This is a genomic window from Streptomyces sp. NPDC048636, assembly GCF_040650655.1.
GTDB lineage: Bacteria > Actinomycetota > Actinomycetes > Streptomycetales > Streptomycetaceae > Streptomyces.
Map to the genome: position 1 here is coordinate 209,553 of NZ_JBEZHR010000005.1, position 24,432 is coordinate 233,984.

General features: G+C 70.5%; 19 protein-coding genes. 10 read left to right on the top strand and 9 right to left on the bottom strand.

The genetic code is table 11. The annotated features are described in order from the left end of the window. Positions 1 to 51: 51 nt before the first annotated feature. Entirely contained in the window at positions 52 to 852 is an 801-nt protein-coding gene (locus AB0C66_RS16280; RefSeq protein ID WP_362437925.1) for an alpha/beta hydrolase, read from the bottom strand. A 36-nt stretch (positions 853 to 888) separates the two neighbouring features. On the opposite strand from AB0C66_RS16280, the gene AB0C66_RS16285 reads away from it, so the two are divergent. Next, positions 889 to 1,509 (top strand): TetR/AcrR family transcriptional regulator, encoded by a 621-nt coding sequence (locus AB0C66_RS16285; RefSeq protein ID WP_362437928.1) that lies wholly within the window; start codon positions 889 to 891, stop codon positions 1,507 to 1,509. Between the two features lie 236 nt (positions 1,510 to 1,745). Here AB0C66_RS16285 and AB0C66_RS16290 read toward each other — a convergent pair whose 3' ends face one another. Next, positions 1,746 to 2,318 carry a TetR family transcriptional regulator gene (locus AB0C66_RS16290; protein WP_362437931.1) on the bottom strand — a complete coding sequence of 191 codons (573 nt, stop codon included), beginning with the start codon at positions 2,316 to 2,318 and terminating at the stop codon, positions 1,746 to 1,748. 140 nt (positions 2,319 to 2,458) lie between these two features. Between AB0C66_RS16290 and AB0C66_RS16295 the strand changes: the two genes are divergently transcribed. Beyond that, on the top strand, positions 2,459 to 3,250 hold the full coding sequence (locus AB0C66_RS16295) for an SDR family oxidoreductase (RefSeq protein ID WP_362437934.1): 792 nt from the start codon (positions 2,459 to 2,461) through the stop codon (positions 3,248 to 3,250). Between the two features lie 126 nt (positions 3,251 to 3,376). Then, complete coding sequence (locus AB0C66_RS16300; protein WP_362437937.1) at positions 3,377 to 4,549, top strand: NAD(P)/FAD-dependent oxidoreductase; 1,173 nt, start codon at positions 3,377 to 3,379, stop codon at positions 4,547 to 4,549. Between the two features lie 56 nt (positions 4,550 to 4,605). Here AB0C66_RS16300 and AB0C66_RS16305 read toward each other — a convergent pair whose 3' ends face one another. Next, positions 4,606 to 5,718: a PP2C family protein-serine/threonine phosphatase gene (locus tag AB0C66_RS16305; RefSeq protein WP_362437940.1), complete on the bottom strand. Its 1,113-nt coding sequence runs from the start codon at positions 5,716 to 5,718 to the stop codon at positions 4,606 to 4,608. Positions 5,719 to 5,933: 215 nt separating this feature from the next. After that, a complete protein-coding gene (gene argG / locus AB0C66_RS16310) occupies positions 5,934 to 7,379 on the bottom strand; it encodes an argininosuccinate synthase (RefSeq protein ID WP_362437943.1) in 1,446 nt (481 codons plus the stop codon). Positions 7,380 to 8,054: 675 nt separating this feature from the next. Between argG and AB0C66_RS16315 the strand changes: the two genes are divergently transcribed. Then, positions 8,055 to 8,375 (top strand): MerR family transcriptional regulator, encoded by a 321-nt coding sequence (locus AB0C66_RS16315; protein ID WP_362437946.1) that lies wholly within the window; start codon positions 8,055 to 8,057, stop codon positions 8,373 to 8,375. 120 nt (positions 8,376 to 8,495) lie between these two features. Here AB0C66_RS16315 and AB0C66_RS16320 read toward each other — a convergent pair whose 3' ends face one another. Both AB0C66_RS16320 and AB0C66_RS16325 read right to left on the bottom strand, forming a co-directional pair. Continuing rightward, the gene (locus tag AB0C66_RS16320; RefSeq protein ID WP_362437949.1) at positions 8,496 to 9,410 is read right to left on the bottom strand and encodes an alpha/beta hydrolase; all 915 of its coding nucleotides are present in this window, start codon (positions 9,408 to 9,410) and stop codon (positions 8,496 to 8,498) included. Between the two features lie 94 nt (positions 9,411 to 9,504). Next, positions 9,505 to 10,503 (bottom strand): helix-turn-helix domain-containing protein, encoded by a 999-nt coding sequence (locus AB0C66_RS16325; RefSeq protein ID WP_362437952.1) that lies wholly within the window; start codon positions 10,501 to 10,503, stop codon positions 9,505 to 9,507. 322 nt (positions 10,504 to 10,825) lie between these two features. Here AB0C66_RS16325 and AB0C66_RS16330 point away from each other — a divergent pair, with 322 nt between their 5' ends. From AB0C66_RS16330 to AB0C66_RS16340, 3 genes are all read left to right on the top strand, one after another. Continuing rightward, positions 10,826 to 12,616, top strand: coding sequence for an AMP-dependent synthetase/ligase (locus AB0C66_RS16330; protein ID WP_362437955.1), 1,791 nt, complete (start codon positions 10,826 to 10,828; stop codon positions 12,614 to 12,616). Next, a complete protein-coding gene (locus AB0C66_RS16335) occupies positions 12,609 to 13,403 on the top strand; it encodes a TIGR03084 family metal-binding protein (protein WP_362437959.1) in 795 nt (264 codons plus the stop codon). Before AB0C66_RS16330 ends, AB0C66_RS16335 begins: the two co-directional genes overlap by 8 nt. Positions 13,404 to 13,504: 101 nt before the next feature. Then, positions 13,505 to 14,671, top strand: coding sequence for a helix-turn-helix domain-containing protein (locus AB0C66_RS16340; RefSeq protein WP_362437962.1), 1,167 nt, complete (start codon positions 13,505 to 13,507; stop codon positions 14,669 to 14,671). A 48-nt stretch (positions 14,672 to 14,719) separates the two neighbouring features. Here AB0C66_RS16340 and AB0C66_RS16345 read toward each other — a convergent pair whose 3' ends face one another. Both AB0C66_RS16345 and AB0C66_RS16350 read right to left on the bottom strand, forming a co-directional pair. Then, positions 14,720 to 16,735: an NADPH-dependent 2,4-dienoyl-CoA reductase gene (locus AB0C66_RS16345; protein ID WP_362437964.1), complete on the bottom strand. Its 2,016-nt coding sequence runs from the start codon at positions 16,733 to 16,735 to the stop codon at positions 14,720 to 14,722. Between the two features lie 125 nt (positions 16,736 to 16,860). Beyond that, the gene (locus tag AB0C66_RS16350; RefSeq protein ID WP_362437967.1) at positions 16,861 to 17,739 is read right to left on the bottom strand and encodes a LysR family transcriptional regulator; all 879 of its coding nucleotides are present in this window, start codon (positions 17,737 to 17,739) and stop codon (positions 16,861 to 16,863) included. A 162-nt stretch (positions 17,740 to 17,901) separates the two neighbouring features. Here AB0C66_RS16350 and AB0C66_RS16355 point away from each other — a divergent pair, with 162 nt between their 5' ends. Next, positions 17,902 to 19,317, top strand: a complete 1,416-nt coding sequence (locus AB0C66_RS16355) for an amidohydrolase family protein (protein WP_362437970.1) — start codon at positions 17,902 to 17,904, stop codon at positions 19,315 to 19,317. A gap of 24 nt (positions 19,318 to 19,341) precedes the next feature. Here AB0C66_RS16355 and AB0C66_RS16360 read toward each other — a convergent pair whose 3' ends face one another. Beyond that, a complete protein-coding gene (locus tag AB0C66_RS16360; protein ID WP_362437973.1) occupies positions 19,342 to 19,962 on the bottom strand; it encodes a TetR/AcrR family transcriptional regulator in 621 nt (206 codons plus the stop codon). A gap of 52 nt (positions 19,963 to 20,014) precedes the next feature. Here AB0C66_RS16360 and AB0C66_RS16365 point away from each other — a divergent pair, with 52 nt between their 5' ends. After that, positions 20,015 to 20,566 carry a GNAT family protein gene (locus tag AB0C66_RS16365; RefSeq protein ID WP_362437976.1) on the top strand — a complete coding sequence of 184 codons (552 nt, stop codon included), beginning with the start codon at positions 20,015 to 20,017 and terminating at the stop codon, positions 20,564 to 20,566. 829 nt (positions 20,567 to 21,395) lie between these two features. After that, positions 21,396 to 24,362: a BTAD domain-containing putative transcriptional regulator gene (locus AB0C66_RS16370; protein WP_362437979.1), complete on the top strand. Its 2,967-nt coding sequence runs from the start codon at positions 21,396 to 21,398 to the stop codon at positions 24,360 to 24,362. The last annotated feature ends 70 nt before the right edge of the window (positions 24,363 to 24,432 follow it).

A 24,432-nucleotide genomic window follows, 5' to 3' on the forward strand; every position in this document is an offset into this window, starting at 1 on the left:
TCGGCTCGTACGCCGATCAGGCGTACGCGACCACGCCGAGGGCATGGCTGCTCATCGGGCGGTGGCGAGGCCGTTGAGGAGGTGGCCGAGCTGTGCCGGCGCCTGGAGGTGGGCCATATGACCCTGACCGGGAAGCACATGCACTTCGGCACGGGCGACGCGCCGCCGGACATCGTCGAACGATGTGCCGTAAGGGGCCGTTCGGTGATTGCACTGGCCGATGATCAGGTCGACACGGTCCGCCCGTCGTGCCAGCTCCTCCGGTGGCGGTGTCGAGTTGAGGGCGGCGAGCTCGGCGTACGCCGGTCTGCTCAAGTCTCGCAAGGCCGCCCATCCTTGAGGGTCGGCCCGCAGGGCCTCGATCTGCGCCGTGTCGAGGCCGGCGATCTGCCGGCACACGATCTCGGCGGTGGCGTCCCAGTCCGCCGTCTCTTCGGCGGCCCGCAGATCCGGCAGTGCGTGGCTGCCGAACGGCCGCATCACCGGCTCGTAGGCGATCACATGGTGCAGTGGACGATCGTTGGCGGCCAGCAGCGCGATCAAGCCGCCGTAGCTCCAGCCGAAGAGCGCCTGCGTGCTCTTGAACTCGTCCAGCACCACGCCGAGGTCCTCGACCTCCGTTCGCAGGGAGTATGAACTGGTCAACGGCCCCGAGGGGGCCCGGCCCCGGCGGTTGAGGACCGTCACCGACCTCCAGGCGTCGAGGCCGGTCGCGACATGGCGCCACCCGTGAGCGTCGCTGGTCCCGCCCGGGACGACGACGAGACCCGGAGCGTACGGCTCCCCGTACACATCGACCGCGACCGAACTGGCTCCGCCGACCGACAGTGTTTTCTGAATCGTCTGCTCCATAAAGTCATTATGGAGCAGGCGCTCTACAATGCAAGGGTGTCCCGACCAACCCGTGGCCGACCACGAGCCTTTGACCGTGACCGCGCGATCCTCGACGCCGCCCGCCTCTTCTGGCGACGCGGCTACTCCGGGACGTCGACCCGCGACCTCACCGCGGCCCTCGGACTCTCGACCTCCAGCCTCTACGCCGCCTTCGGCAGCAAGGCCGGGCTGTTCGAGGAAGCGGTGCGGACCTACGCCGAGCGCTACCGGGAGATCTACCGGCAGGCGGTCGCCGAGCAGGAGCTGCGGACCGTCATCGAGCAGCTCCTCATCCACTCGGTCGCCGAGTTCACCCGGCCCAGTGACGTCCATCCGGGCTGCCTTCTCAGCAGCGCCGCGATGACCGACAGCACAAGCACCCTCGATACCAGCGCCCACTACGCCGAACTGCACGGCTGGAACGAGCGGGCCCTGCTCACCCGCATCGAGCGAGCGGTTCAGGACGGGGAACTCGTCACCGGGACCGACCCAGTGGCGCTGACCGGACTCGTCCAGTCCGTCGTGCACGGATTGTCGGTGCGAGCCAACCTCGGCACGGCCCGCGAGGACCTGCTGGCGACGGCGCACCTCGTCCACGAGCTGATCTGCCGACAGCTCACATCACCAACGCCCTGACCGGTGGCCACCGGCTGGGCTCCGTCGGCCCGGGGAGGGCAAGGCGGCAGCGAACCTCCCCAGGTACACGCTGCCGCCCAGCCCGGCTCTGATTACCGTGAGGGCCCAGCTCAATCTGGGTTTTCCGGTCGCTGTTCCCGAATGATCTCACCGCTGACGCTAGGAGTTTGGCCAGTTCCTCCCGCCAGACACAAGCTCGGTGTCCGGGCGTGCGTCGACGACGGGCCGCCGGTGTCTCAGGCCGCTCCCGGCGGGGTGAACTTCGTGAGGATCAGCAGGGTGTCGACGAGGTCCTCGGCGGGGGCGCCGGTGGCCAGGCGGCGCAGTTGCTGGCCGAAGACCAGAGCGACGGCCGCACCGGCCAGCCCTTCGGGGTCCGGGACGCCGAGGTGGGTCAGGATCCGGGTGGCCAACAGGTCGTAGGCGGCGAAGCACTCGGCCGCGGCGGCCCGCAGCCGTTCATCGCGGCCGGCCTGGACGTAGAGCTCGAACGGCGCGATGTGGCGGCTGTCGAAGGCGGTGTCGCCCGCGACCTGCGCCACCGCCTCTGCCGCCTTCCCGATGTCGAAGCGCTCGTCGGAGCATTCGTCGGCGAGGGCCGTGAAATGCCGGGTCTCCTCGGCCACGAAGTGCAGCAGGCTCTCGCGCAGCAGCTCGTGCTGGGTGGCGAAGTGGTAGGTGACGGAACCGAGGGAGACCCCGGCCTCCTTGGCGATCCGCCGGTTGGTGAGGGCCGCGATGCCGTCCTGCCCGATGATCCGCAGTACGGCGTCGATGATGCTCTGGCGGGTGTCGGAGGCATGGGGCATGTCGACATTCTGCCCCATCGGCCGAGGCGGTCGCCCGGACGGGCAGCGGAGTTGGCCGCCACGGCGAGGTGGACAAGGAGCGGAGCGCTCCCTACTGTTCGTTCGAACGAACAGTAGCGAGACATCGGGCGGGAGTCCTCGTGGACATAGCTGAATCGAATGTTCTGCTCACCGGGGCCACCGGAGGCATCGGCTCCGCGCTGGCCGAGCGCCTGACCGCGCGGGGAGCGCGCCTCACGGTCACCGGACGGCGGGAGGAGGCCCTCAAGGCCACCGCGGACGCGTGCGGAGCCCGCACCGTGGTCGCCGATCTGGCCGTTCGGGCCGACACCGTCCGCCTGGTCGAGATGTGCGCCGAGACGGACATCCTCGTCGCGAACGCCGCCCTGCCCGCCAGCGGCGACCTTCTGGACTACACCGAGGAGCAGCTCGACCGCGCCCTCGACGTCAACCTGCGCGCGCCCGTCCTGCTGTCCCGGCTGCTCGCGGCGCATATGGTGGCCCGCGGCCGCGGACACATCGTGCTGGTCGGCTCCATTTCCGGTAAAGCGGCGACGAAGTCGACCTCCCTGTACAACGCGACCAAGTTCGGACTGCGCGGATTCGCCCTCGCCCTGCGCCAGGAGCTCAGGGGCACCGGGGTGGGGGTGTCCCTGGTCCAGCCCGGTTTCGTCCGCGACGCCGGGATGTTCGCGGCCACCGGTGCCTCCACGCCGAACGGCATCAGGACCGTCACCCCCGGCCAGGTCGCCGACGGCGTCGTCCGAGCCGTCCGCCGCGACCGGTGCGAGGTCAACGTGGCGCCGCTGGAGCTGCGGTTGCTGAGCGCCATCGCCGGGCAGTTCCCCGGCTTCGCCGAGCGGGTCCAGGCCCGGGCGAACATCGACGGCTCGGTACGGCAGATCGTCGAGGCACAGCGCTCACGCCGTTAAGTGCGGGTGGTCCGGCGCCACCGGGTGTCACGCCGCTCGCTTCGTCCCGCCACCCTCGCCATCTGACCGGGTGCATCATGGATCCGGACGCCCGAGGGGACCTACGGAGCAGAGGGGGACTGGTACGTGACGCGCATTCAGATCATCGGTGGCGGGATCGCCGGTACGGCCACCGCGCTGGCCCTGCACAAGGCAGGATTCGACGTCGCCGTACACGAGGCACATCCGGACACGGCCGAGGACATCGGGGCTTTCCTGACCCTGGCGAGCAACGGGATGCGCGCCCTGGCGCAGTTCGACGCCGCGGACGTGGTCACCGCGATCGGCTTTCCGCTGCGCTCGATGCGTGTGCTCGACGGCCAGGGGGAGGAACAGGCCCATGTGCCGCTGGGGGACGCGGGCGACCCGCTCCTCCGGTACCGGTGCCTGCGGCGTGGCGAGTTGAACGCCGCGTTGCAGGCCGAGGCCGTCCGTCGGGGGATCGGGCTGTCCCACGGTGCGCGGCTGGTGTCCATCGAGAACGGACCGGACGAGGTGTGCGCGCGTTTCGCCGATGGCAGCGTCGCGGCCGGCGATCTGCTCATCGGCGCCGACGGCCTGAGTTCGACCGTCCGGCGATCGATCGCGCCCGGCGCGGAGCCCGTCTACGCGGGGGAGAGCGTCTTCTACGGCTACACCCGCAGCGCCCCGATGGTGGAGGAGACCGGGCACATCACCATGGTGCGGGGCAGCGGTGCGGCCTTCGGCTACGCGGTCTCGCCCGAAGGGGAGACGTACTGGTTCGCCCGAGTCGCCGGACAGGCCATCCCCGCCGATCAACTCACCCACCCCGCGAGTTTCCGTCGGCGGGACGCACTTGTTGAGTTGCTGTGCAAGGACGACACTCCCGCCGCGGGCATCGTCGCGGCCTCCGCGGACAGCATCATGGCCACCAACGCCACCGAGATTCCCGTCGGAACCCTCTGGCGATCCGGACGAACGCTGGTCATCGGTGATGCCGCGCATGCGGCATCACCGGCGACAGGGCAAGGCGCCTCGATGGCGTTGGAGGACGCCGTCATCCTCGCCAAGTCCCTGAGGGACAGCCCCGATCTGGACGGCGCGCTCTCCCTCTATGAGACGTACCGGCGCCCGCGTGTGGAGCACAACATCACCGCGAGCGGGGGCATCTCCCGTGGCACCCGCACTCCGCCGAGCACCGGCCGGGCACCGTCCCCGCAGCGTCCAGGCGACAACACGCTGACCGACCAGCTGGACTGGGACCGGGATGTGCGCACCGTCTCCATCGACGTGGACTAGGCGGAGTTCATGGATCCCGGTGCGGAGGGCCGCCGGGGGTCCTGGTCGCCGCGTGCTCAACTCCCCGGCGGCAGACGTTCGATGGCCAGCAGGGCGGCATCGTCGTCGAGGTCACCACCGACGTGCCGCCGCAGGTCCGCCCGTACGTGGTCCACGAGTTGGTCCAGCGGATCGTAGCTCCACCGCGTCATGCGTTCGGGCAGCGGGTAGAACCGTCCGGCCGCGTCCCGCGCCTCGATGACGCCGTCGGTGAAGAGCAGCAGACGGTCACCGCCGCGGAAGGGGATCGTCTCCACCGACGGTCCGGCCTCGACGAGTTCCGCGAAGCCGATCGGCGGGCCGGGCTCCGCTGATTCGCAGCCCTGAACGGTGCCGTCCCGGATGGCCAGCGGCTGTGGGTGACCGCATTGCACCAGACGCGCTACCGGCCCCTCCGGGATCTCCACGAGCAGCGCCGTGGCGAACCGCTCGGTGAACTCCTCCCCGTACAGCCGGCGGATATTGCGGCGGGCGCTGCCCTCCAGCCAGTGCGCCACATTCGCCAGGTTCGGCTCGTGGTGTGCGGCTTCCCGGAAGGCGCCCAGCAGCGCGGCGGACGCGTCGACCGCGGGCAGGCCCTTGCCGCGGACATCGCCGATCAGGAGACGGACCCCGTGCGGCGTGTGCAGGACCTCGTAGAAGTCGCCGCCGATACGCGCCTCCGACTCGGCGGCCATGTACGTGCCCTGGAGCAGCAAGCAGTCCAAACGAGCGGGCAGCGGGCGGATCAGTGTGCGCTGGGCCGTCTCGGCCACGGAGCGCACCTGTGTCAGCTCCCGCTCCCGGCGCTGCCGGATGGAGCACGCCAGAAGGCTTGCCAGGCCGACGGTCAGCAGCGCGATGTTGATGATCTGGGACGCGGAAGACCCCCAGCGGCTGTCGACCAGATCCAGGACCGCATTCACCCCGATCGTCGTCGCGGCGACGGCCGCCGTGACACCGAGCCCGCAGATCGCGGCGGCGAAGACGGAGGCCGAGGCGAGGACGGGACCCAGCCGCAGCCAGTCCGGCGTGGCCACTTCCACCACGGCGATCACGGCGATGAGTGCGAAGGGCGACAGCGGTGTCAGCCAGGACAGCCAGGCTCGGCCCGCCGCCACCGTGGCGGGGGGCACCGCGCTCTCAGACACTGTGATCTCTCTCCCGTCGCCGGTGGAGCGGAGCCCACGAATGTGGCCGACGCCACCACGCTAGGTGCGCCTCGACCACGTGGAAGTGGCCGAACGGGCCGTGGCGGCCGGGTCGAAAGTCCCGAGGGCGGCCGGACTCCGCAGACGGGATGGCATGGAGAAGGGGCGGCCCGGCGCCGTTGGCGCCTGGCCGCCCCTTCCGCTCGCCGATCCGGTCAGTCCGTACCGGATTCCATGGCGGCACGGTCGAGCACCTCGTCGTCACCGGATCCTTCGCCACGGGAGGCGATGGCTTCGGCGCCGCCTTCGGGCAGAGTGCCGATGAGTCCGGTCGCGGCGGCCTGGGCGGCGCCGATGGCAGGTGTGGCGGTGCCGAGCAGGCCGATTCCGGCGTACTGCTCGAGCTTGGCGCGCGAATCGGCGATATCGAGGTTGCGCATGGTGAGCTGGCCGATCCGGTCCATGGGGCCGAACGCGGAGTCCTGGGTGCGCTCCATCGACAGCTTGTCCGGGTGGTAGCTGAAGGCCGGGCCCGTGGTGTCGAGGAGGGAGTAGTCCTCACCGCGGCGCAGTCGCAGTGTCACCTCGCCCGTGACGGCCGCGCCGACCCAGCGTTGCAGTGACTCGCGCACCATGAGCGCCTGCGGGTCCAGCCACCGGCCCTCGTACATCAACCGGCCGAGGCGGCGGCCCTCGTTGTGGTACTGGGCGAGGGTGTCCTCGTTATGGATCGCGTTGACCAGGCGTTCGTAGGCCGTGTGCAGCAGGGCCATACCGGGTGCCTCGTAGATACCGCGGCTCTTGGCCTCGATGATCCGGTTCTCGATCTGGTCCGACATGCCCAGGCCGTGGCGGCCTCCGATGGCGTTCGCCTCCATCACCAGATCGACCGGGGAGGTGAACTCCTTGCCGTTGATCGTCACCGGGCGGCCCTGGTCGAAGCCGATCGTCACATCCTCCGTGGCGATCTCGACCGAGGGGTCCCAGAACCGCACGCCCATGATCGGCTGTACGGTTTCCACGCCCGTGTCCAGGTGCTCCAGCGTCTTGGCCTCGTGAGTGGCGCCCCAGATGTTGGCATCGGTGGAGTACGCCTTCTCGGTGCTGTCCCGGTAGGGCAGGTCGTGGGCGAGAAGCCACTCCGACATCTCCTTGCGGCCGCCCAGCTCGGTGACGAAGTCCGCGTCCAGCCAGGGCTTGTAGATCCGCAGATGCGGGTTGGCGAGCAGTCCGTACCGGTAGAACCGCTCGATGTCGTTGCCCTTGAACGTCGAGCCGTCGCCCCAGATCTGTACGTCGTCCTCGAGCATCGCCCGGACCAGGAGAGTGCCGGTGACGGCGCGGCCGAGCGGTGTGGTGTTGAAGTAGGCGCGCCCTCCCGAGCGGATGTGGAACGCCCCGCAGGTGAGCGCGGCAAGGCCCTCCTCCACCAGCGCCGCGCGGCAGTCGACCAGGCGCGCGACCTCGGCGCCGTAGGTCTTGGCCCGCCCGGGCACCGAGGCGATGTCCGGCTCGTCGTACTGGCCTATGTCGGCGGTGTAGGTGCACGGGACGGCGCCCTTGTCGCGCATCCAGGCGACCGCGACAGAGGTGTCGAGGCCGCCGGAGAAGGCGATGCCGACACGTTCGCCGGCGGGGAGGGAGGTGAGGACCTTGGACATGGCAATAGTATGCAGAGAATCGCATGGTCATGCAATGACGCAGGTCAAGGTTGCGGGTCGAGGGTCCAGGGCGGCTGACGAGGGAGCTCCTGGTGGTGCGGGAGGCCGCCGTGGCGTCGGGTTCCTCAGGTCCGCATCGCACTCTTCCAGGTGGTCGCGTCATAGAAACCCTGTCGCCGGACGCGGGGGAAAATCTGTTGTGGCGGGAGTAGACATGGAGGTGTGCCGGGGGTAGTGTTTCTCGCGTACTCAAGGAGTCGAAGAGGGCTCGGCAGAGATGAACTGCCGTGCGAGCAGCACAGTACGGAGCGGAACGGCGGCGGAGTGACGGGGCCGGGAACGGTGGGTCCCCTCGCTGGCGGCCGGGCCGAGCGGCCTCAGGGGTCGCGCGCAGTATCCGCGATATCAGCAGTACGACCGAGTAGCCGAACGAGGTAAGGAGCAGACGCCATCAGGATCGCCCGAGCGGGCGAGAAGCCGCTCGGGTACCGCAGGCCCCGATTGGAAGGTGGTCCCCGGTCACGCATACGCGATCCCCGTATCTCCGCCCTCCCAGGCGGACGAGCGGAATAAGAAGGCCGGCACATTCAGCCGGCAGATGGTGTTGACAGCTCGGGGCCCGGGTGCCACTACGGCACCCGGGCCCCTCGACGCGTATTTCGAAAGAAGAGGTCTATGCCCGGTAGCAGTGCCCGTCCCACCGACAACTTCGATGACGACGACTACCCCGCCTACACCATGGGCCGGGCTGCCGAGATGATCGGCACCACTCCCGCCTTCCTCCGTGCCCTGGGCGAGTACCGCCTGATCACCCCGCTGCGTTCAGAAGGCGGCCACCGTCGCTACTCCCGCTATCAGCTGCGTATCGCCGCCCGGGCCCGCGAACTCGTCGACAACGGCACCCCGGTAGAAGCCGCCTGCCGCATCGTCATCCTCGAAGACCAACTCGAGGAAGCCCAGCGCATCAACGAAGAACTCCGCGCCCGCCCGAACTGATCACCGTTTCCGGTCAAGCCGCTGAACTGGGTAGGGGCGCCACACGGGTTGCCGGGTGGGCGACCGCGGGCGGGTGCCGGTCGCGGACCGGCACCCGCCGCGCGCCGCGCGGCCGTTGGCTCAGGGACGGGTCCCCAGTAGGTGTGTGGTGAACCAGTCGCGTGCTGCCGTGGAAGAGAGGGCGAACCCCTCCCCGTCGTAGGCGTCGAAGTGCCCGCCCGGGATCAGTTCCAGTTTCTTGGGACGGGAGGCGGTCTCATAGGCGTCGGTGGCGAATACGCCGGGGGTGGTCTCATCTTTCGGTGCCACGATCATCAGTAGCGGAGTGGGGGCGATGAACCGCACGTAGGCGCCGGGTTCGTAGCCGCGGGTGTGCTCCGCCGACAGGAAGGTGATCTCGTTGCGCCAGGTCGAGCGCTGGTCGTTCTCCGTTTGCGAGAACCAGGCGTAGGCATCAGGTGTGGGCAACGCGGCGGGCACCGAGGGGTCGTTGCTGATGACCGGGATCGTGGCGGGGGCCGCACCACCCGCCCGAGCCACCCGCTCGGCCGTGAACGCGGTCGCGAGCTCGGCCCCGTCCCCCTCGCTGCCGGAGAGCGCGGAGCCGGTGATCATCGGCACCTGGCTGACGACCGAACGCACCCGGCGATCGATCGCGGCGGCCACCAACGCGTTGCCGCCGCCGAGGCTGGATCCCCAGACCCCGATGAGGTCCGCGTCGACATCCTCCCTGCTCTGGGCATAGGTGAGGGCATGCTGAAGGCAACGCACCTGCTGCCATGGATCGACCTCCTGGCGCGGGGAGCCGGGGAGCGCGTCACTCGCGCCGAAGCCGGGGTGGTCGTAGGCGAGCGCGTTGAGCCCGGCCGCCTGAAAGATCTCCGCGTACCGGTCGAGCCCCATTTCCTTGACGGCCGAGAAGCCGTGCTGGAGCACCACACAGGGTGCTTTCCGGCCCTCGTTCCCGGCGGCCGGGTAGAACCAGCCCCGCAGTGTCGCGCCCTGCGCGTCGAATGCGATGTCCTCGCGAATCATGAGTCATCCACCTCATTAGGTCCGATGCTCCGATCCTGGATCGACCGCGCACCTCACCGCCTGCCTCCGCGTGCCACGTTCTGGCCGCTCAGCGTCAATGACCCGGACCCGAGGCATCCGTCCGCGAGGTGAGCAGCCGCCGCGCCCGGTAGTTCGTCGGCGCGGTGCCGTACACCGCGCTGAACGCCCGCGCGAAGTGGCTCGGGTCGGAGAAGCCCCAGCGCGCGGCGATGGCGGAGACAGGTTCCGCGCCCGTGATGAGCTCGCCACGGGCCCTGGCGAGTCGGCGGGTGCGGACGAACCCGGCGACGGTCTCCCCGGTCTCCTCGAAGAGGCGATGCAAGGTCCGGACCGACATGAGGTGTTCACTGGCGACCACCGAGGGAGTGAGGTCCCAGCGGGTGAGGTTCCGCTCGATCCACCGCTCCACGGCCATACGCCGGAGGGACACCGGGCCCTCCGCCGCCGGGCCCGAGGGTGGCGGGGCGGCGTGCAGAGCCGCCGCGACGAGGTGGAGCGTGGCGTTGCGCGCCGACGCCGCCGCCGTCGGCGACATGCCCTCCATGGACCGGGCGAGGGCGTCCAGGTGGCGGGCGAGGAGCCGGGTCGCGGGTGCTGCGGCGGCCAGGACGCCAGGAAGGGGAGCCGGGGGCTCGCCGACCTCCCGGAGCGCGGTCCGCGGGATCAGGAGGCTGCGCTTGACCAAGGGCTCGAGGACCTCGAAGCGCGTCGGCCGAGCGGTGTCCCAGACGATGGAGTCGCCCCCGCGGAGCTCCCTGGAGTCACCGTCCTGCGCCACGAGTTCCCGTCCGGCGCGAGTGAACTGCACGACGACGTGATCGTCGTCGGCGCCCTTGATCCGGCTGCGGCCACGTGCTCCGGTGCACGGACCGCAGCGGGTGTCCACCAGGGTGAGATCGTCGATCAGCACCCGGCGAACGGAGGCCCGGTACGGTCTGCCGGGACGGCTCGGCGAGACCCTGACCGCGGTGTCGAAGTGGGTGGCCGACAGGATCTCCTCCCAGCGGTGACCCCTCTCCCGCGGCGGAACCCCGTCCAGTGTGAAGCGTTCGACGGCAGGTGTTGTCGTCATCCTCGAATCCCCTCTCAGCAGGGCTCCGGCCGCTGAAGCCCCGCCGCGCCGTCTCGCGTGCTCGAGGGCGAGCCGCCACCCGAGCGACAGGGCCGGTTCGCAAAGGGTAACCAGCGTGACGCGTCATCCGGCCACCGCGGGCGGCCCCTTGGAACGCCGCACCCGGCCCCCGGAACAACACGGCGGGCGGGAAACCGGCCCGCTCGATTGGAAATTCTCGCAACCGCGGGACGCGAACGTTGGTGGTGGGTCCATGGCGCTGTGCCCCCGGCACGGGAATCCTCGGAAACGCCGGGGGAACGTCCGGGAGCGAGGAGGAGCCATGTCCGTAGGAGCCGTGCCCGTGGGGCCCCCGCCGGGATTGCCCGCCTCGACGCTGTGTGCAGCATTTCAGCGAACGGCCCGGACATGCGCCTCGGACCTCGCTCTGCGTGCCTCCGACGGGAGCGTGCGGCTGACCTGGCGGCAGTACGCCCAGCGGGTGCGCACCGTGGCGGGCGGACTGTCGGCGCTGGGTGTCGGTCACTCGGACACGGTCGGGTTGATGCTGGTCAACCGACCGGAGTTCCACGTACTCGACATGGCCGCCGTCCATGTGGGCGCGGTGCCGTTCTCGATCTACAACACACTCCCGGTCGAAGAGATCGCCGTGCTGGTCCGCGATTCCGGCTGCACCGTGCTGGTGACCGAGGCGCGGTTCCTCGATCGGGTGATCGCGGCATGTGAGAACACCGCCGTCGAGCACATCGTCGTGGTCGACCGTCCCGGGTCGGCCGGGGTGATGTCACTGGCGACGCTCGAGACGCTGGAGGACAAAGGGTTCGACTTCGAGGCGGCATGGCGGGCTGTGCGGTCCGACGACGTACTCACGTTGATCTACACATCGGGGACGACCGGTCGGCGCAAGGGCGTCGAGATCACGCACGGCAATATGGTGTCCGGGCTGCACGCGATCTGCGACCTGCTCGGCATGCGCCGCGGCGGGCGCAGCACCTCCTATCTGCCGTCGGCGCACATCCTCGACCGTGCGTGGTTCCACTATCTGCCCACCCTCACCGGAGCGACCACGGTCAGTGTGGCGGACGCCCGGCAGATCATGGACGTGGTGGCCGAAGTCCGACCCACCTACTGGGGAGGGGTACCGCGGGTCTGGGAGAAGGTCCAAGCGGCCCTGCTGGCCCAGGGCATCGCTGACCCGTCGGCGCTGACCGCCGCGCAGCGCGCCGCCGTGGTGCGGCGGCTCGGCCTCGACGCATGCCGCTTCCTGGCGGTCGGAGCGGCCCCGATGCCGGTGCGGACGGTGGAGTACTTCCTTGCCCTGGGCATTGAACTCAGCGAGTTGTGGGGGATGTCGGAGACCGCGGGAATCGGCACGGTCAACCCACCGGGGGCCCTCAGGGCCGGCACCGTGGGGCCACCCGTCTCCGGTATGGAGGCGCGCCTGCTCGACGATGGCGAACTACTCGTCCGGGGGCCCATGGTGATGCGTGGCTACCGTGGCGCGCCGGACCTCACGGCCCAAGTGCTGGACGCCGACGGCTGGCTGCGCACCGGGGATGTGGCCGAGATCGACGACGCCGGCTATCTGAAGATCGTCGATCGCAAGAAGGAACTGATCATCAACGCGGGGGGCAAGAACATGTCTCCGGCCGCCATCGAAAACAAGATCAAGGAAGCGAGTCCGCTCGTCGGTCAGGTGATGGCGGTGGGCGACCTCCGCCCGTACAACGTCGCGCTGCTGGTTCTGGACGCGGACGGCCTTGCCGCGTTCTCCACCGCTCACGGGATCGACACCGCTGAGGGGATCGACGAGAACTCGGTGGACCGTCTCGCGGCGCACCCCAAGGTCATCGATGAAGTACGGCGGGCCGTGGCGGCGGCCAACGAGAGGCTTGCCCGGGTCGAGCAGATCAAGAAGTTCGCGGTGCTGTCGGACGAGTGGACCGTCGCCGGTGGCGAACTCACTCCCACGCTGAAACTCCGCCGCGCGGCCGTCCACGACAAATACGGCGAGGTGATCGACCGGCTCTACCGCGAGGACGGCGGCGCTACCCCCGAGCCGGGCGGGGCGGCGCTGACTCCCCTCGCCGCGGGACGGATGGAACATGCCTGACCGGCTGACCCTTCTGGACGACCTCCGGACCGAGTACAGCGAACTGGACACCCTGGTCTCCCCGCTGTCCGGGAAGCGGTGGTCCACCCCCACCGCCGCTGAAGGATGGTCCATAGCCCACCAGATCGCCCACCTTGCCTGGACCGACCGATGTGCCGCCCTCGCGGTGGGCGCGCCGGAGGAGTTCACCCGTTGGCTCGGCGACGTCCGCGATCAGGGAGCCACCCTCGTCGACTCCGCGGCCGAACGTGGCGCCGCCCAGGACCCCGCCGCTCTGCTCGCCACGTGGCGCGACGGCCGTGACGGGTTGCTCGCCGTCCTCGCCGACCTGCCCGAGGACGCCCGGTGTCCCTGGTTCGGCCCACCCATGAAGCCGACCTCGATGATCACCGCTCGGATCATGGAGACATGGGCACACGGCCAGGACGTGGCCGACGCCCTGGGCGTCGTCCGGACCCCGACCGTCCGGCTGCGCCACATCGCCCACCTGGGAGTCCGTACGCTCGGCTTCGCGTTCGCGCTGCGCGGGCTGCCCGTCCCCGGCGAGCCCGTCCGTGTCGTTCTCTCGGCGCCCGACGGCGACACCTGGTGCTGGGGGCAGCCGACCGCGCCGCACCGGATCACCGGCACCGCCCTGGACTTCTGCCTCCTCGTCACACGGCGTCGGCATCCGGACGACCTCGACCTGGTGGCGACCGGGTCCGTGGCACGGGCCTGGCTCCCGCTGGCCCAGTCCTTCGCGGGACCACCCGGGCCGGACCGCGAGCCGACGGGTGCGCACCGGTGACCCCGGGACAACCGCCGGGGCCGTAGCATCGCCGTGTGGCCCGCGGCCCGCCGCGGGGGAGCGGGGACCTGTTGTTCGTCGATCGACAAGTGGACTCAGCGATGGCAGGAGCACGGAGTCCGGCTGATGGCCGGAGCAAGCTGATCGGCTACGCCGTCGGTGACCGGAACCCCCTGGCCGCCCTCTGCGTGGAACGCCTCAGAGCCGGCAACGCCGTGTACCGGTCGTTCGACGCCTTGACGTTGCTTCCGTCCGTCAGCCGCGTCAACGAGATCCTGATGGGAGTCGTCCCCGAGGACCGGGAGCTCAGCAGGGCGGAGCTGGCCGAGATCGAGGAACACGGCAGGCAGCGCGCCGCGATCGGCGTCTCGGTCGACGACCTGCTGCACGGCTGGCGGCTCTGCGCTCAGGCCGTCACCGAGGCGGTCGCTCGATACGGGCATGCCCATGTCGTCGCCGAGTCGGCGCTTCTGCGGCTGATCATGGACCTCCACACCCTGTGCAACGTGGCCATGATCGCCAGCGTGCGCGGTCACCGCGACGCCGAGCTGGAGATGGTCGGGAGCGAGTACGAGCGACGTGCGGAGTTCGTACGCGACGTGCTGCACGCCACCGCCGGTCCGACGGACATCCGGGTGCGGGCGCAGAAGTACGGCCTCGACCTCGGCCGCAATTTCCACGCCATCCGGGCCCGGGCGGCCACTCCGGGGCGGTCCGTCACGGAGTTGCGCGAGGTACTCGGGCTGACGGGCGGTGCGGACCGTGGCCTGTTCAGCCTTGTCGACGGTGACCTCGCGGGGTTCGTCGTCCGTCCCCCGCGTGGCGCTGTCGATGGCTATGTCGGCCTCGGCCCGAGCGTCGCGTTCGGCGATCTGGCCCACTCGTTCCACAAGGCCACCAGGGCGCTGACCACGGCCGTGTTGTTCGCCACGACCGGCGTCCACGACATGGCGAGCCTCGGAGTGCTCCCTGCCGTGGCCGCGGACGAGGAGGTGGGCGAGCAGCTCGCGCTGCGCTATCTGGCCCCGCTGGCCGTCCTGCCGGACGAGGTGGCGGCTCGCCTCGTCGCGACGCTGGAGTGCTACCTCGCCCACGGCCAGCGCGTCGACCCTGCGGCCGAGGAACTGCTCATCCATCCCAACACCTTGCGTTACCGCGTCAAGCGGTACCAGGAGCTCACGGCGTGCGACCTTCGCCAAGCCCGCACGGCACTCGAGGTCTGGTGGGCCATGCAGCGCGCTCGACTGCACAGGAGCGGGCGCGCTTGACGACCGCGTGGACGTCAGCGCGCCCTCCCCAGGAACCGCGGTGGCGGGTCACAAGGCTGCCGCGAGCTCCGTGCCCTGCTTGATGGCGCGCTTGGCGTCGAGTTCGGCGGCGATGTCGGCGCCGCCGATCAGGTGGACGCCCCGCCCGGCGGCGACCAGTTCCTCGTACAGGCCGCGGCGTGGCTCCTGGCCGGTGCACAGGACGATGGTGTCGACCTCCAGCACGGTGCTCTCCTGGCCCACCGTGACGTGCAGTCCGGCGTCGTCGATCCGGTCGTACCGCACGCCCGGGAGCATGGTGACACCGCGGTGCCTGAGTTCGGCGCGGTGGATCCAGCCGGTGGTCCTGCCGAGCCCGGCGCCGACCTTGGTCGTCTTGCGCTGGAGCAGGTGGACGGTGCGGGGCGGGGCGGCGCGTTCGGGCGTGCCGAGGCCGCCGGGGGTGCGGTAGTCCATGTCGACGCCCCACAGGCGGAAGTAGGTCGCGGGATCCTCGTGCGCCTTGTCGCCGGAGTCGGTGAGGTACTGGGCGACGTCGAACCCGATACCGCCCGCGCCGAGGATCGCGACCCGCTCGCCGACGGGGGTGCGGCCGCCCAGGACGTCCAGGTAGCCGACGACGCTGGGGTGATCGACCCCGGGGATGTCGGGGACACGGGGGGTGACACCGGTGGCGATGACGACCTCGTCGTAGTCGTCGAGGTTGTCGGCGGTGACGAGGGTGTCCAGGCGGACATCGACCCCGTGCTGGTCCAGCTGCGTCCGGAAGTAGCGCAGTGTCTCGTCGAATTCCTGCTTGCCGGGGACCTGGCGGGCCACGTTGAGCTGGCCGCCGATCTCGCTCGCCGCGTCGAACAGCGTGACCCGGTGGCCGCGTTCGGCCGTCGAGACCGCGCAGGCCAGTCCGGCCGGTCCGGCGCCGACGACCGCGACACGTTTGCGCAGCCGGGTCGGGGACAGCACGAGTTCGGTCTCGTGGCAGGCGCGCGGGTTGACCAGACAGGAGGTGACCTGCCCGCTGAAGGTGTGGTCCAGGCAAGCCTGGTTGCAGCCGATGCAGGTGTTGATCGTCTCCGGCCGTCCCTCGGCGGCCTTGGCCACGAAGTCCGGGTCGGCGAGCATCGGGCGCGCCATCGACACCATGTCGGCAGCACCTTCCGCCAGCAACCGCTCCGCCAGCTCGGGGGTGTTGATGCGGTTGGTGGTGACGAGCGGGACGGACACCTCGCCCATCAGCCGCTTGGTCACCCAGGTGTAGGCGCCGCGCGGTACGGAGGTGGCGATGGTGGGGATGCGCGCCTCGTGCCACCCGATCCCCGTGTTGATGATCGTGGCGCCCGCGGCCTCGACCGCCTTGGCGAGGGTGATCACCTCGTCGAGAGTGGAGCCGCCGGGCACCAGGTCGAGCATGGACAGGCGGTAGACGACGATGAAGTCCTCGCCGACCGCCTCACGCACCCGGCGGACGATCTCGACGGGGAAGCGCATCCGGTTCGCGTACGAGCCACCCCAGCGGTCGGTGCGGTGGTTGGTCCGCGCGGCGGTGAATTCGTTGATCAGGTAGCCCTCCGAGCCCATGATCTCCACGCCGTCGTATCCGGCCGCGCGGGCGAGGCGGGCGGTGCGGGCGTAGTCGGCGATGGTGCGTTCTATCTCGGCGTCGGTCAGCTCGCGGGGCGTATGGGGGCTGATCGGCGCCTGGAGGGGGCTGGGCGCGACGAGGTCGGCGTGGTAGGCGTAGCGGCCGAAGTGCAGGATCTGGAGGGCGATCCGACCGCCTTCGCGGTGCACGGCCTCGGTGACGGTCCGATGCTGCCGGGCCTCCGCCTCGCTGGTCATCGTGGCACCGTCCTCGGACGGTCGGCCCTCCTCGTTGGGCGCGACACCGCCGGTGACGATGAGGCCCACCCCGCCACGGGCCCGGGCGGCGTAGAAGGCGGCCAGGCGCTCGAAGCCGCGCTCGACCTCCTCCAGCCGGACGTGCATGGAGCCCATCACCACCCGGTTGGGCAGTGTGGTGAAGCCCAGGTCGAGCGGGCTCAGCAGGTGGGGGTACGGGCTCATGGCGGGGGCCTCCCGGTGCGGTGTTGTTCCTCTCGTTGTAGAGGACCGCGGCCATGTTGTGCAACTAGTTGCACAACATGCCATGAGTGGTCCTCGGCACACTCCGGTCCCCGGGCCGGAGTCGCCTACGTCGCCATGCCCGGTACGCCGGGAAGGACTCGGGCCGCTTGGCGGGCGGCTTCGACAGCGGGTCGGTGGTCGGACTCGCGTGTGGCGACGGCGATCTCGCACGGCGGCCCGTCGAGGGGCACGAACCGGACGCCATGGTGCGGGTAGAAGCGGGCCGCGGCCGCGGCGTGGAGCGAGAGCCACCCTGTCGCCGAAACGGCTTCGGGCAGGGCCGCGGGGGTGCGTACCGGCGCGGTCCCGCGCGCTCCGTTGACCGCGGGACCGGCCCAGCTCGCGAGCCCCGGATGCGAGGAGGCCACCGGCACCCAGATCTCGTCGCGAAGATCCGCGGGGGAGAGGCGTTCGGCATCGGCGAACGGCGAACGCGCCGGGACGACGGCAACTCTGGGCACGGTGAGGACGCGGTCGAAGACCAGCCCGTCGACCGGTCCCGCGTAGTGCACAAGGCCCACATCCACTCGCTGGGCGTGGAGGGCCTCGTACTGGTCGACGAAGTCGACGTCGGAGTAGACGAAGGTGCAGAAGGGCAGCCGGTCCCGGAGGAGGCCGACGAACCGGGGCCAGCAGTCGGCGAGCCCGAAGCCGAGTACCCCGATCGTCAGGGTGGTGTCCCGCGCGTCTTCCCGGCGCCCCAGTTCGGGCAGTGCGTCGAGGGTCGCCAGAACGGAGCGGGCGTGCGCGAGGACACGTTCCCCGGCAGCCGTGACCGTGACCCGCCGACTCGTGCGCTCGAACAGGGCGACACCCAGTTCGCGCTCAAGGCGCTGGATGCGACGGCCGAACGGCTGGGCGCTGATGAAGTGCCGCCGCGCCGCCCGGCCGAAGTGGAGTTCCTCGGCGAGCGTGACCGCGTAACGGAGCTCTTGGATGTCCATCGCGTGTTCCTCGTCCATCAGCGTCGAGCGGCCGAGCGGTGTGAGGCCCGGCCGCGGTCTCCCGCCGCTGCCGGATCACAACCGATTCGGCTGATGATGGGCGGTGTCGGCTGTGGTGTTCTGGGCCCGTACCCCATCCGACGTTACAAGGCGGTAATCGATATGTCGTCACAGCGAACGCTCCTTCGCGGCGGCACCGTGCTCACGATGGACCCGCGGCTGGAGTCGCTGCCCGGCGCGGACGTCCTGATCGAGGACGGGACGGTACGGGCGGTCAGCGCCGAGCCGCTGGCCGTCGATGCCGAGATCGTCGATGTCAGCGGCCATATCGTGATGCCCGGGATGATCGACACACACCGGCACACCTGGCAGACGCAGATGCGGGCCTTGTGTACGGACTGGACTCTCATCGACTACATCTTCGGCATCCGGCTCGGGGTGTCGCCCGCCTACCTTCCGCAGGACGTGTATCTCGGCAACCGGCTCGGTGCCCTGGACGCCCTCAACGCCGGTGTGACCACACTGCTGGACTTCTCCCACTGCAACAACACACCCGAGCACGCGGACGCGGCGATCACCGGGCTGAGGGACGCGGGCCTACGGGCGGTGTTCGGATACGGCTTCTTCGAGTCCAACCCCGCCGCCCCGCCGCACTTCTCCACCCACGCACAGCGCCGGGCCGACCTGTCGCGGGTCGCCGACAGCTGGTTCTCCGGCAAGGACGGCTTGCTGACCCTCGGAGTCGCACTCACCGAACCCGAGATGACACCCCTCGAGACGGTGCGGGCCGAGGTGTCCGCCGCCCGTGAGTACGGTGCCCTGATCGTCACCCACACCGGGTGTGTATGGGGAGCACCCACCCGCGTCGCCGAATTCGAAGCGGCGGGACTGCTGGGCCCGGACCAGGTGCACGTCCACTGCAACACGCTCTCCGAGGACGACTGGAAGATCCTCGCGCGCAACGGGGCGAAGGTCTCCATCTCCCCGGAGACCGAGCTGAACATGGGCATGGGCCAGCCCGTTTTCGGCGCCCTCAAGCGTCACGGGATCAAACCGACGCTGTCCTGCGACGTGATCTCCCTCAACAGCGGGGACCTCTTCTCCCAGGCGCGCTTCGGCCTGGGCTTCCAGCGCTGGGCCGACACCCGGACACTCAACCAGGAAGGCGTCAACCCGGAACAGGTGACGGTCAGCGCCCACGAGGCGCTGGAGTGGACCACGGTGAACGCCGCCGAGGCCGTCGGCATGGCGGATCGCATCGGTACCCTCACACCCGGCAAGCAGGCCGACATCATCGTCATCGGTGGGCCCGGCGCCTCCCAGCGTCCGCATCTGGACCCGGCCGGGACCGTACTGTTCCAGACCACACCCCACGATGTCCGCCATGTGCTCGTGGCCGGCCGGTTCGTGAAGCGGGACGGGGCACTCGTGGGCGTGGACATGCCCCGGCTGCTCGACGAGGCCGACACCAGCGCCACCGGTGTGCTGCGACGGATCAGCGGTGCAGGACGGGCGCTGCCCGGCACACCGCCGGGCGGCTGGGCATCCCTCCAGGCCCGCGCCCCCCACCAAGGGTGACGTGCCGCTGCTCAGAGCCCGCCATCACGAGCTGCGCGGAGCGGTCGTCATGGGATCCGTGCGGGTCGTCAGGGTGGCCAGGTAGTCGTCCAGGAGCGCGACCTGCCGCTGTGGCGGGAACGCCGGTGGGTCGAACAGGGCCTGGACCACCAGGCCGAGGACGAAGGACTGAGCGCCGGCCGCGAGGTGCGCGGGATCGCCCGGGGGCAGTTCGCCGAGCTCCTGGGCCGCGGCCACCCGCTCACCGAGCCTCTCGCGGCTCTGGGCGTACTTACGTGCGTAGTCGGCGCTCAGCTCGGGGTCGGAGAGTGCGGCGTCCCAGGAGGAGACCCAGACGCGGTTGCTGTCGGTGGCCTCGGGGGTCAGCGGCAGGATGTCCAGAAGTGCGTCCCTGACGGCGGCGAGACCCTTGCCCGCGTGGCGTCGGGGGCGGGCGATGGTGCGCTGCTCGAGCAGGTCGAGGGCGTACTCCACCAAGGCGTGTTTGGTGGGGAAGTAGTGCGTGAGCAGGCCGGTGGTGGCGCCGAGTTCGGCGGCGACGGCACGCAAGGTCAGACCGGCGAAGCCGCGTGCGGCCATGACCTGCCAGACCGCTTCGGAGACATCGCGTCGGCGCGCCTCGTGATCTCCCTTGGTGCGTGGCATGCTTGCCACGGTACATTGCCATAACGCTTGTTGTGCAAAGGGGGAGGCTCTGATGTTCTCGCTGTCGTTGGGCGACGGTGCTCACCTTGGCGGGCTGGAGGTGTGGCATGCCGAGGAGTTCGCCGACCACCTGGACCGGGCTCGTGAGCACATCCGTCCCTGGGTCGGGTCCGCGTTCGTCACCGCCGATGTGGACGGGGCACGGGCCACGCTGACGCGGTATGCCGAGCGCCAGGCGGGCGACGGTGCCCGCCTGTACGGCATCTGGCGGGGTGGGGTGCTGGTCGGCGGGGTGATGTTCACCGATTTCAACGCCGCTGCCGGCTCCTGCGAGATCGGTTGCTGGCTGGAGCCGTCCGCTGAGGGCCACGGTCTGATCACGCGGGCCTGCGGCGCGCTGTTGGACTGGGCCTTTACCTCCCGGGGGCTGCACCGGGCCGAGTGGCATTGCCGGGCCGACAACGAGCGCAGCTCGGCCGTGGCCAGGCGGCTCGGTATGACGCTGGAGGGTGTGCGGCGGGAGGCATGGCCGTACGAGGGTGTGCGCTACGACAAGCAGGTCTGGGCGGTCCTCGCGCCCGAATGGCGAGCCCTGGACCGGTGAACCGGCCGGACGACGGCTCTGTCCGAACCCCGCGACAGCTCCCTCGGCGCGAGTCCCTGGAAACGCGGTACCGGTGGGGGCGACGATCGGGCAGGATCGCCGCCCCCGGTATCGCCGACGATTAGAGAATCCTCACCCGATCCAGCGCGACCCCGCCGGGATGGTTCGGGAAGTTGTAGACGGTGTTCTTACCGATGGGGGTGGCGGGCTGCCAGCGTCCGTCCCCCCACCACTGGACCCGATCCGGCGTTGGCGAAGCAGGTTTTCCGCTGGGTCCAGGAGCCCCCGTATCCAATGTGCCAATCCACCGTGAGGTAGTCGCTCGGCCCGCACTCCACGACGTCGATCGCGAAGGCTTGCGGTGTGGTGGCGACGGCGATGGAGGCCGCCATCGCCAGGGTTGTCGGCGTGGTCTGGTTCTGCGTGGTCCGGTCTTCGTAGGTCGACGAAGGTGACCAGCCATCACATTGATCTTCATGACTTCCCCGGGCAAGGAATTGGCTCAGAATCGACGGTAGGCCGACTTCGTAAGTGCCCCCGATGTGCGGGAAGTTCAGAGGAATCCCCTCTCGCTTATCACCAGCCTTGAGAACTGGGCGAGCCGATATTCACGGGAATTTTCACGCTCTCCGCCAGTCCCGCACAGGGATACCTGCCCGTCACCGAAACACTCTGACCCACGGCCCCGCGACGCGTTGTCACCGAGCCCCTGCTGCGCCGGCCACGGAAGTGATCAGAGTGGCCACGCCGTTACGGCGGATGGCCTCACTACGGGAATCACCCCTCCCCGGGAGAGCCGGAGGGGTGGTCGGGCGTGGAGTTACGACGTGTGGAATTCAGGGTGCTGGGGCCGGTCGAGGTCATCGGTGCCGGTGAGACGCTGCCGCTCGGCGGACCCAAGCCGCGTACTCTCCTGGCGGCTCTCCTGCTGGACGTGAACACCGCGGTCCCCGCCGACCGGCTCTGCGAGGTGCTGTGGGCCGGGAGCCCACCGGCTTCCGCGCAGGCCAACGTACGCAGCTACGCCGCCGGTCTGCGCGGAGTGCTCAACGCGGCCTCGGGCGGTGTCCGGCTCAGCCACGGCCACCAGGGGTATCGGCTGCGGGTCCAGCCGGATGAACTGGACCTGAGGCTCTTCGACGACCTGGCCGCGCGCGGCCGGTCGGCCATGGCCGACGGGGATCACTGGACGGCAGCCGAGCGGCTGCGCGCGGCTCTGGGACTGTGGCGAGGCTCCGCCTTCGACGGCCTGGCGCATCACGGCGCGCTGCATATGGAGGCGTCGAGGCTGGAGGAGTCCCGGCTCTCGGTCTTCGAGGACCACGCCGCGACCCGGATCGCCCTGGGCGCGTACGAGGAACTGGTCCCGGAGCTCCAGGCCCGGACGGCGGTGCACCCGCTGCGCGAGCGGCTGTGGGGTCTGCTGATCACCGCTCAATACCATTGTGGACGTCCGGGAGACGCGCTGCACTCCTATGCCCGGGCCCGCCGTGCGCTCCGGGACGAACTCGGACTCGATCCCGGAACCGAACTGCGGCGGTTGCACCAGGCCGTACTCGCCCGCGACCTGTCCCCGGTACCCCTGGTGGCAGGACCGCCGCGGTCCCACCCCGTCCGCCAACTGGCCCCGCCGACCGCGGATCCCGCTCATCCGGGCACGAGATCGAGATCCGCGGAAACATGGCCGATATGCCAACTGCCCACCCTCATACCGGACTTCGTCGGCCATGAGGAACTGCTCACCCGCGCGGCCACGCTGTTGACGGCGGCCGACGCCGAACGGCCGCCGACAGCGGTCCCGGTGGTGGTCCTGACGGGTCTGCCCGGTGTGGGCAAGACCGCTGCGGCCACCCACCTCGCCCACCGGCTCCGCGGCACCTTCCCCGACGGTCAGCTCTACGTCCAGCTCGACAGTGCGCGCGGACCGCGCCGCACATCCGCCACCGTCCTCGCGGATCTGCTGCTCAGTATCGGGGTGCCCGGATCGGCGATTCCCGCGGCCGAGTCCCAGCGGGCCGCGCTGTTCCGGTCGAGGCTCGTGGGCCGCCGGGTGCTGATCGTCCTGGACGACGTCATGGACACCTCCCAGGTTGAGCACCTGCTGCCCGGGACCGGTGGCTGTGCCGTCCTGATCACCAGTCGGGCGCGGCTCACCGCCATTCCCGGCGTGCAGCTGCTCGACGTGGAACCGTTGGACGACGGTGACGGGCGCGTCTTGCTCGACCGCATCGCCGGAACACGGCGGTTCGCCACCGACCCGGAGGCGACGGGGCGGCTGCTCGCCGGATGTGCCGGCCTCCCCCTGGCGCTCCGGGTGGCGGGGGCCCGGCTGGCCGGGAACCCGCACCGACCGGTGCGCTGGCTGGCCGAGCGGCTGGCCGACGAACAGCGCCGCCTCGGTGAGCTGCGCGCCGGTGACCTCGCCATGCGCGCCTGTGTCGCCACCGCGTACCGCGGGCTGGCCCCGGACGCGGCCCGGGTGTTCCGCGCTCTCGGGCTGGTCCCCACCGGCGAGTTCCCGTCCTGGATCCCCGCGGTCATCATGTCCGGCGTGGCCGGGGACGAGGAGCCGGACGACGGCGTGGACGACGTCCTCGACGCCCTGATCCACGCCAACCTCATCCGGGCCCACCACGTCGATCCACAGGGCGGGCTCCGCTACCGCATGCACGATCTGCTGCGCGCCTACGCCGCGGAGCGCGCCGCCGAGGAAGACTCCCCGGCGCGACGGCGGGAGATCGTCGGGCGTCTGCTGGACGGCTGGCTGCACCGGGTCTCCCTCGCGGGGGAGCGGTTGCTCCGCACGGGAGCGGATATGGCCACCGCCTGGTTGGAGTACGAGCGCACCAGCCTCGCGGCCACCGTGGAGTACGCCGCACGCTCCGGCCACGGCGAGCGGGCGAGCGCACTCCTCGCCGTCCTCGACGACATCTGCCATCAGCGCAACTGGTGGGACGACTGGGAGCGGATGGCGCGGGCCGTGCTCGAGCGGGCGTCGGCCGAAGGCGACCGCAGGCGGATCGCGATGGCCCAGGGATCGCTGGCCCGGGCCGGTGCCGGGCGGGGCCGGGCGGACGAGGCGGTGCGCTGGTTCGTCTCCGCCATCCGGCAGCTGGACGCACTGGGGGAGCGGCGTCGGGCCGCGTACCTCCGCGTCCACAGCAGCTTCGCGACCACGGACCGGGGCCTGGCCGAGGACGCGTACACCGACGCGTCCGCGGCCGTCGCCGTGCTGAGCGCACTGGGTGACCTGCGGGGCATGGTGCTGGCGCTGCGCAGTCTGGGCACGGTGCTGTTCCAGCAGCGCCGCGAGGCCGAGGCGGCGCGGGTGCTGGAGAACGCGCTCGAGGCGGCGGAGCGCCTGCGACAGCCACTGGCCCTCGCCGATGTGCTGCAAGCACTGGCCGTGACCGAGATCGCGCTCGGCCGGTACCCCGCGGCCGCCCGCCACCTGGACCGGGCGCTGACCCACTACCGCGGGGTGCGGCACCGCCCCGGTGAGGCGTACGCGCTCTACACCATCGGGCGGTTGGGGCTGGCCCGGGACCCGGAGCGGGCCGGTGCGGCATTCAGCCCGCTGACACAGGCCGCGGAGATGTTCGCCGAGCTCGGTGACCGCCGTGGAGAGGCGCTCACCGCCTTCATGCGGGGCCGCGCGTACGCCGCCCTCGGCGACCGGGAGAGCGCACGGGGCAGCTTCGGCGCGGCACTGGCCGGGTTCCGCGTGCTGCGCATGCCCGACTGGGACGCGCGCGCCCGGCAGGAACTCGGCAACCTCGGCCACCGACCCCGCTGAGGCAGCCGCGGCCTGCCGTGGCGTACGGCACCGAACGGGCTTTGTGCGTTTCATGTGCGCCCTGCGCCCA

What these genes read in the sequence shown, in the direction of transcription:
- AB0C66_RS16280 (WP_362437925.1), bottom strand. Translation starts at nt 852, where the DNA reads ATGGAGCAGACGATTCAGAAAACACTGTCGGTCGGCGGAGCCAGTTCG.
- AB0C66_RS16290 (WP_362437931.1), bottom strand. Translation starts at nt 2,318, where the DNA reads ATGCCCCATGCCTCCGACACCCGCCAGAGCATCATCGACGCCGTACTG.
- argG (WP_362437943.1), bottom strand. Translation starts at nt 7,379, where the DNA reads ATGTCCAAGGTCCTCACCTCCCTCCCCGCCGGCGAACGTGTCGGCATC.
- AB0C66_RS16315 (WP_362437946.1), top strand. Translation starts at nt 8,055, where the DNA reads ATGCCCGGTAGCAGTGCCCGTCCCACCGACAACTTCGATGACGACGAC.
- AB0C66_RS16320 (WP_362437949.1), bottom strand. Translation starts at nt 9,410, where the DNA reads ATGATTCGCGAGGACATCGCATTCGACGCGCAGGGCGCGACACTGCGG.
- AB0C66_RS16325 (WP_362437952.1), bottom strand. Translation starts at nt 10,503, where the DNA reads ATGACGACAACACCTGCCGTCGAACGCTTCACACTGGACGGGGTTCCG.
- AB0C66_RS16330 (WP_362437955.1), top strand. Translation starts at nt 10,826, where the DNA reads ATGTCCGTAGGAGCCGTGCCCGTGGGGCCCCCGCCGGGATTGCCCGCC.
- AB0C66_RS16335 (WP_362437959.1), top strand. Translation starts at nt 12,609, where the DNA reads ATGCCTGACCGGCTGACCCTTCTGGACGACCTCCGGACCGAGTACAGC.
- AB0C66_RS16340 (WP_362437962.1), top strand. Translation starts at nt 13,505, where the DNA reads ATGGCAGGAGCACGGAGTCCGGCTGATGGCCGGAGCAAGCTGATCGGC.
- AB0C66_RS16345 (WP_362437964.1), bottom strand. Translation starts at nt 16,735, where the DNA reads ATGAGCCCGTACCCCCACCTGCTGAGCCCGCTCGACCTGGGCTTCACC.
- AB0C66_RS16350 (WP_362437967.1), bottom strand. Translation starts at nt 17,739, where the DNA reads ATGGACATCCAAGAGCTCCGTTACGCGGTCACGCTCGCCGAGGAACTC.
- AB0C66_RS16355 (WP_362437970.1), top strand. Translation starts at nt 17,902, where the DNA reads ATGTCGTCACAGCGAACGCTCCTTCGCGGCGGCACCGTGCTCACGATG.
- AB0C66_RS16360 (WP_362437973.1), bottom strand. Translation starts at nt 19,962, where the DNA reads ATGCCACGCACCAAGGGAGATCACGAGGCGCGCCGACGCGATGTCTCC.
- AB0C66_RS16365 (WP_362437976.1), top strand. Translation starts at nt 20,015, where the DNA reads ATGTTCTCGCTGTCGTTGGGCGACGGTGCTCACCTTGGCGGGCTGGAG.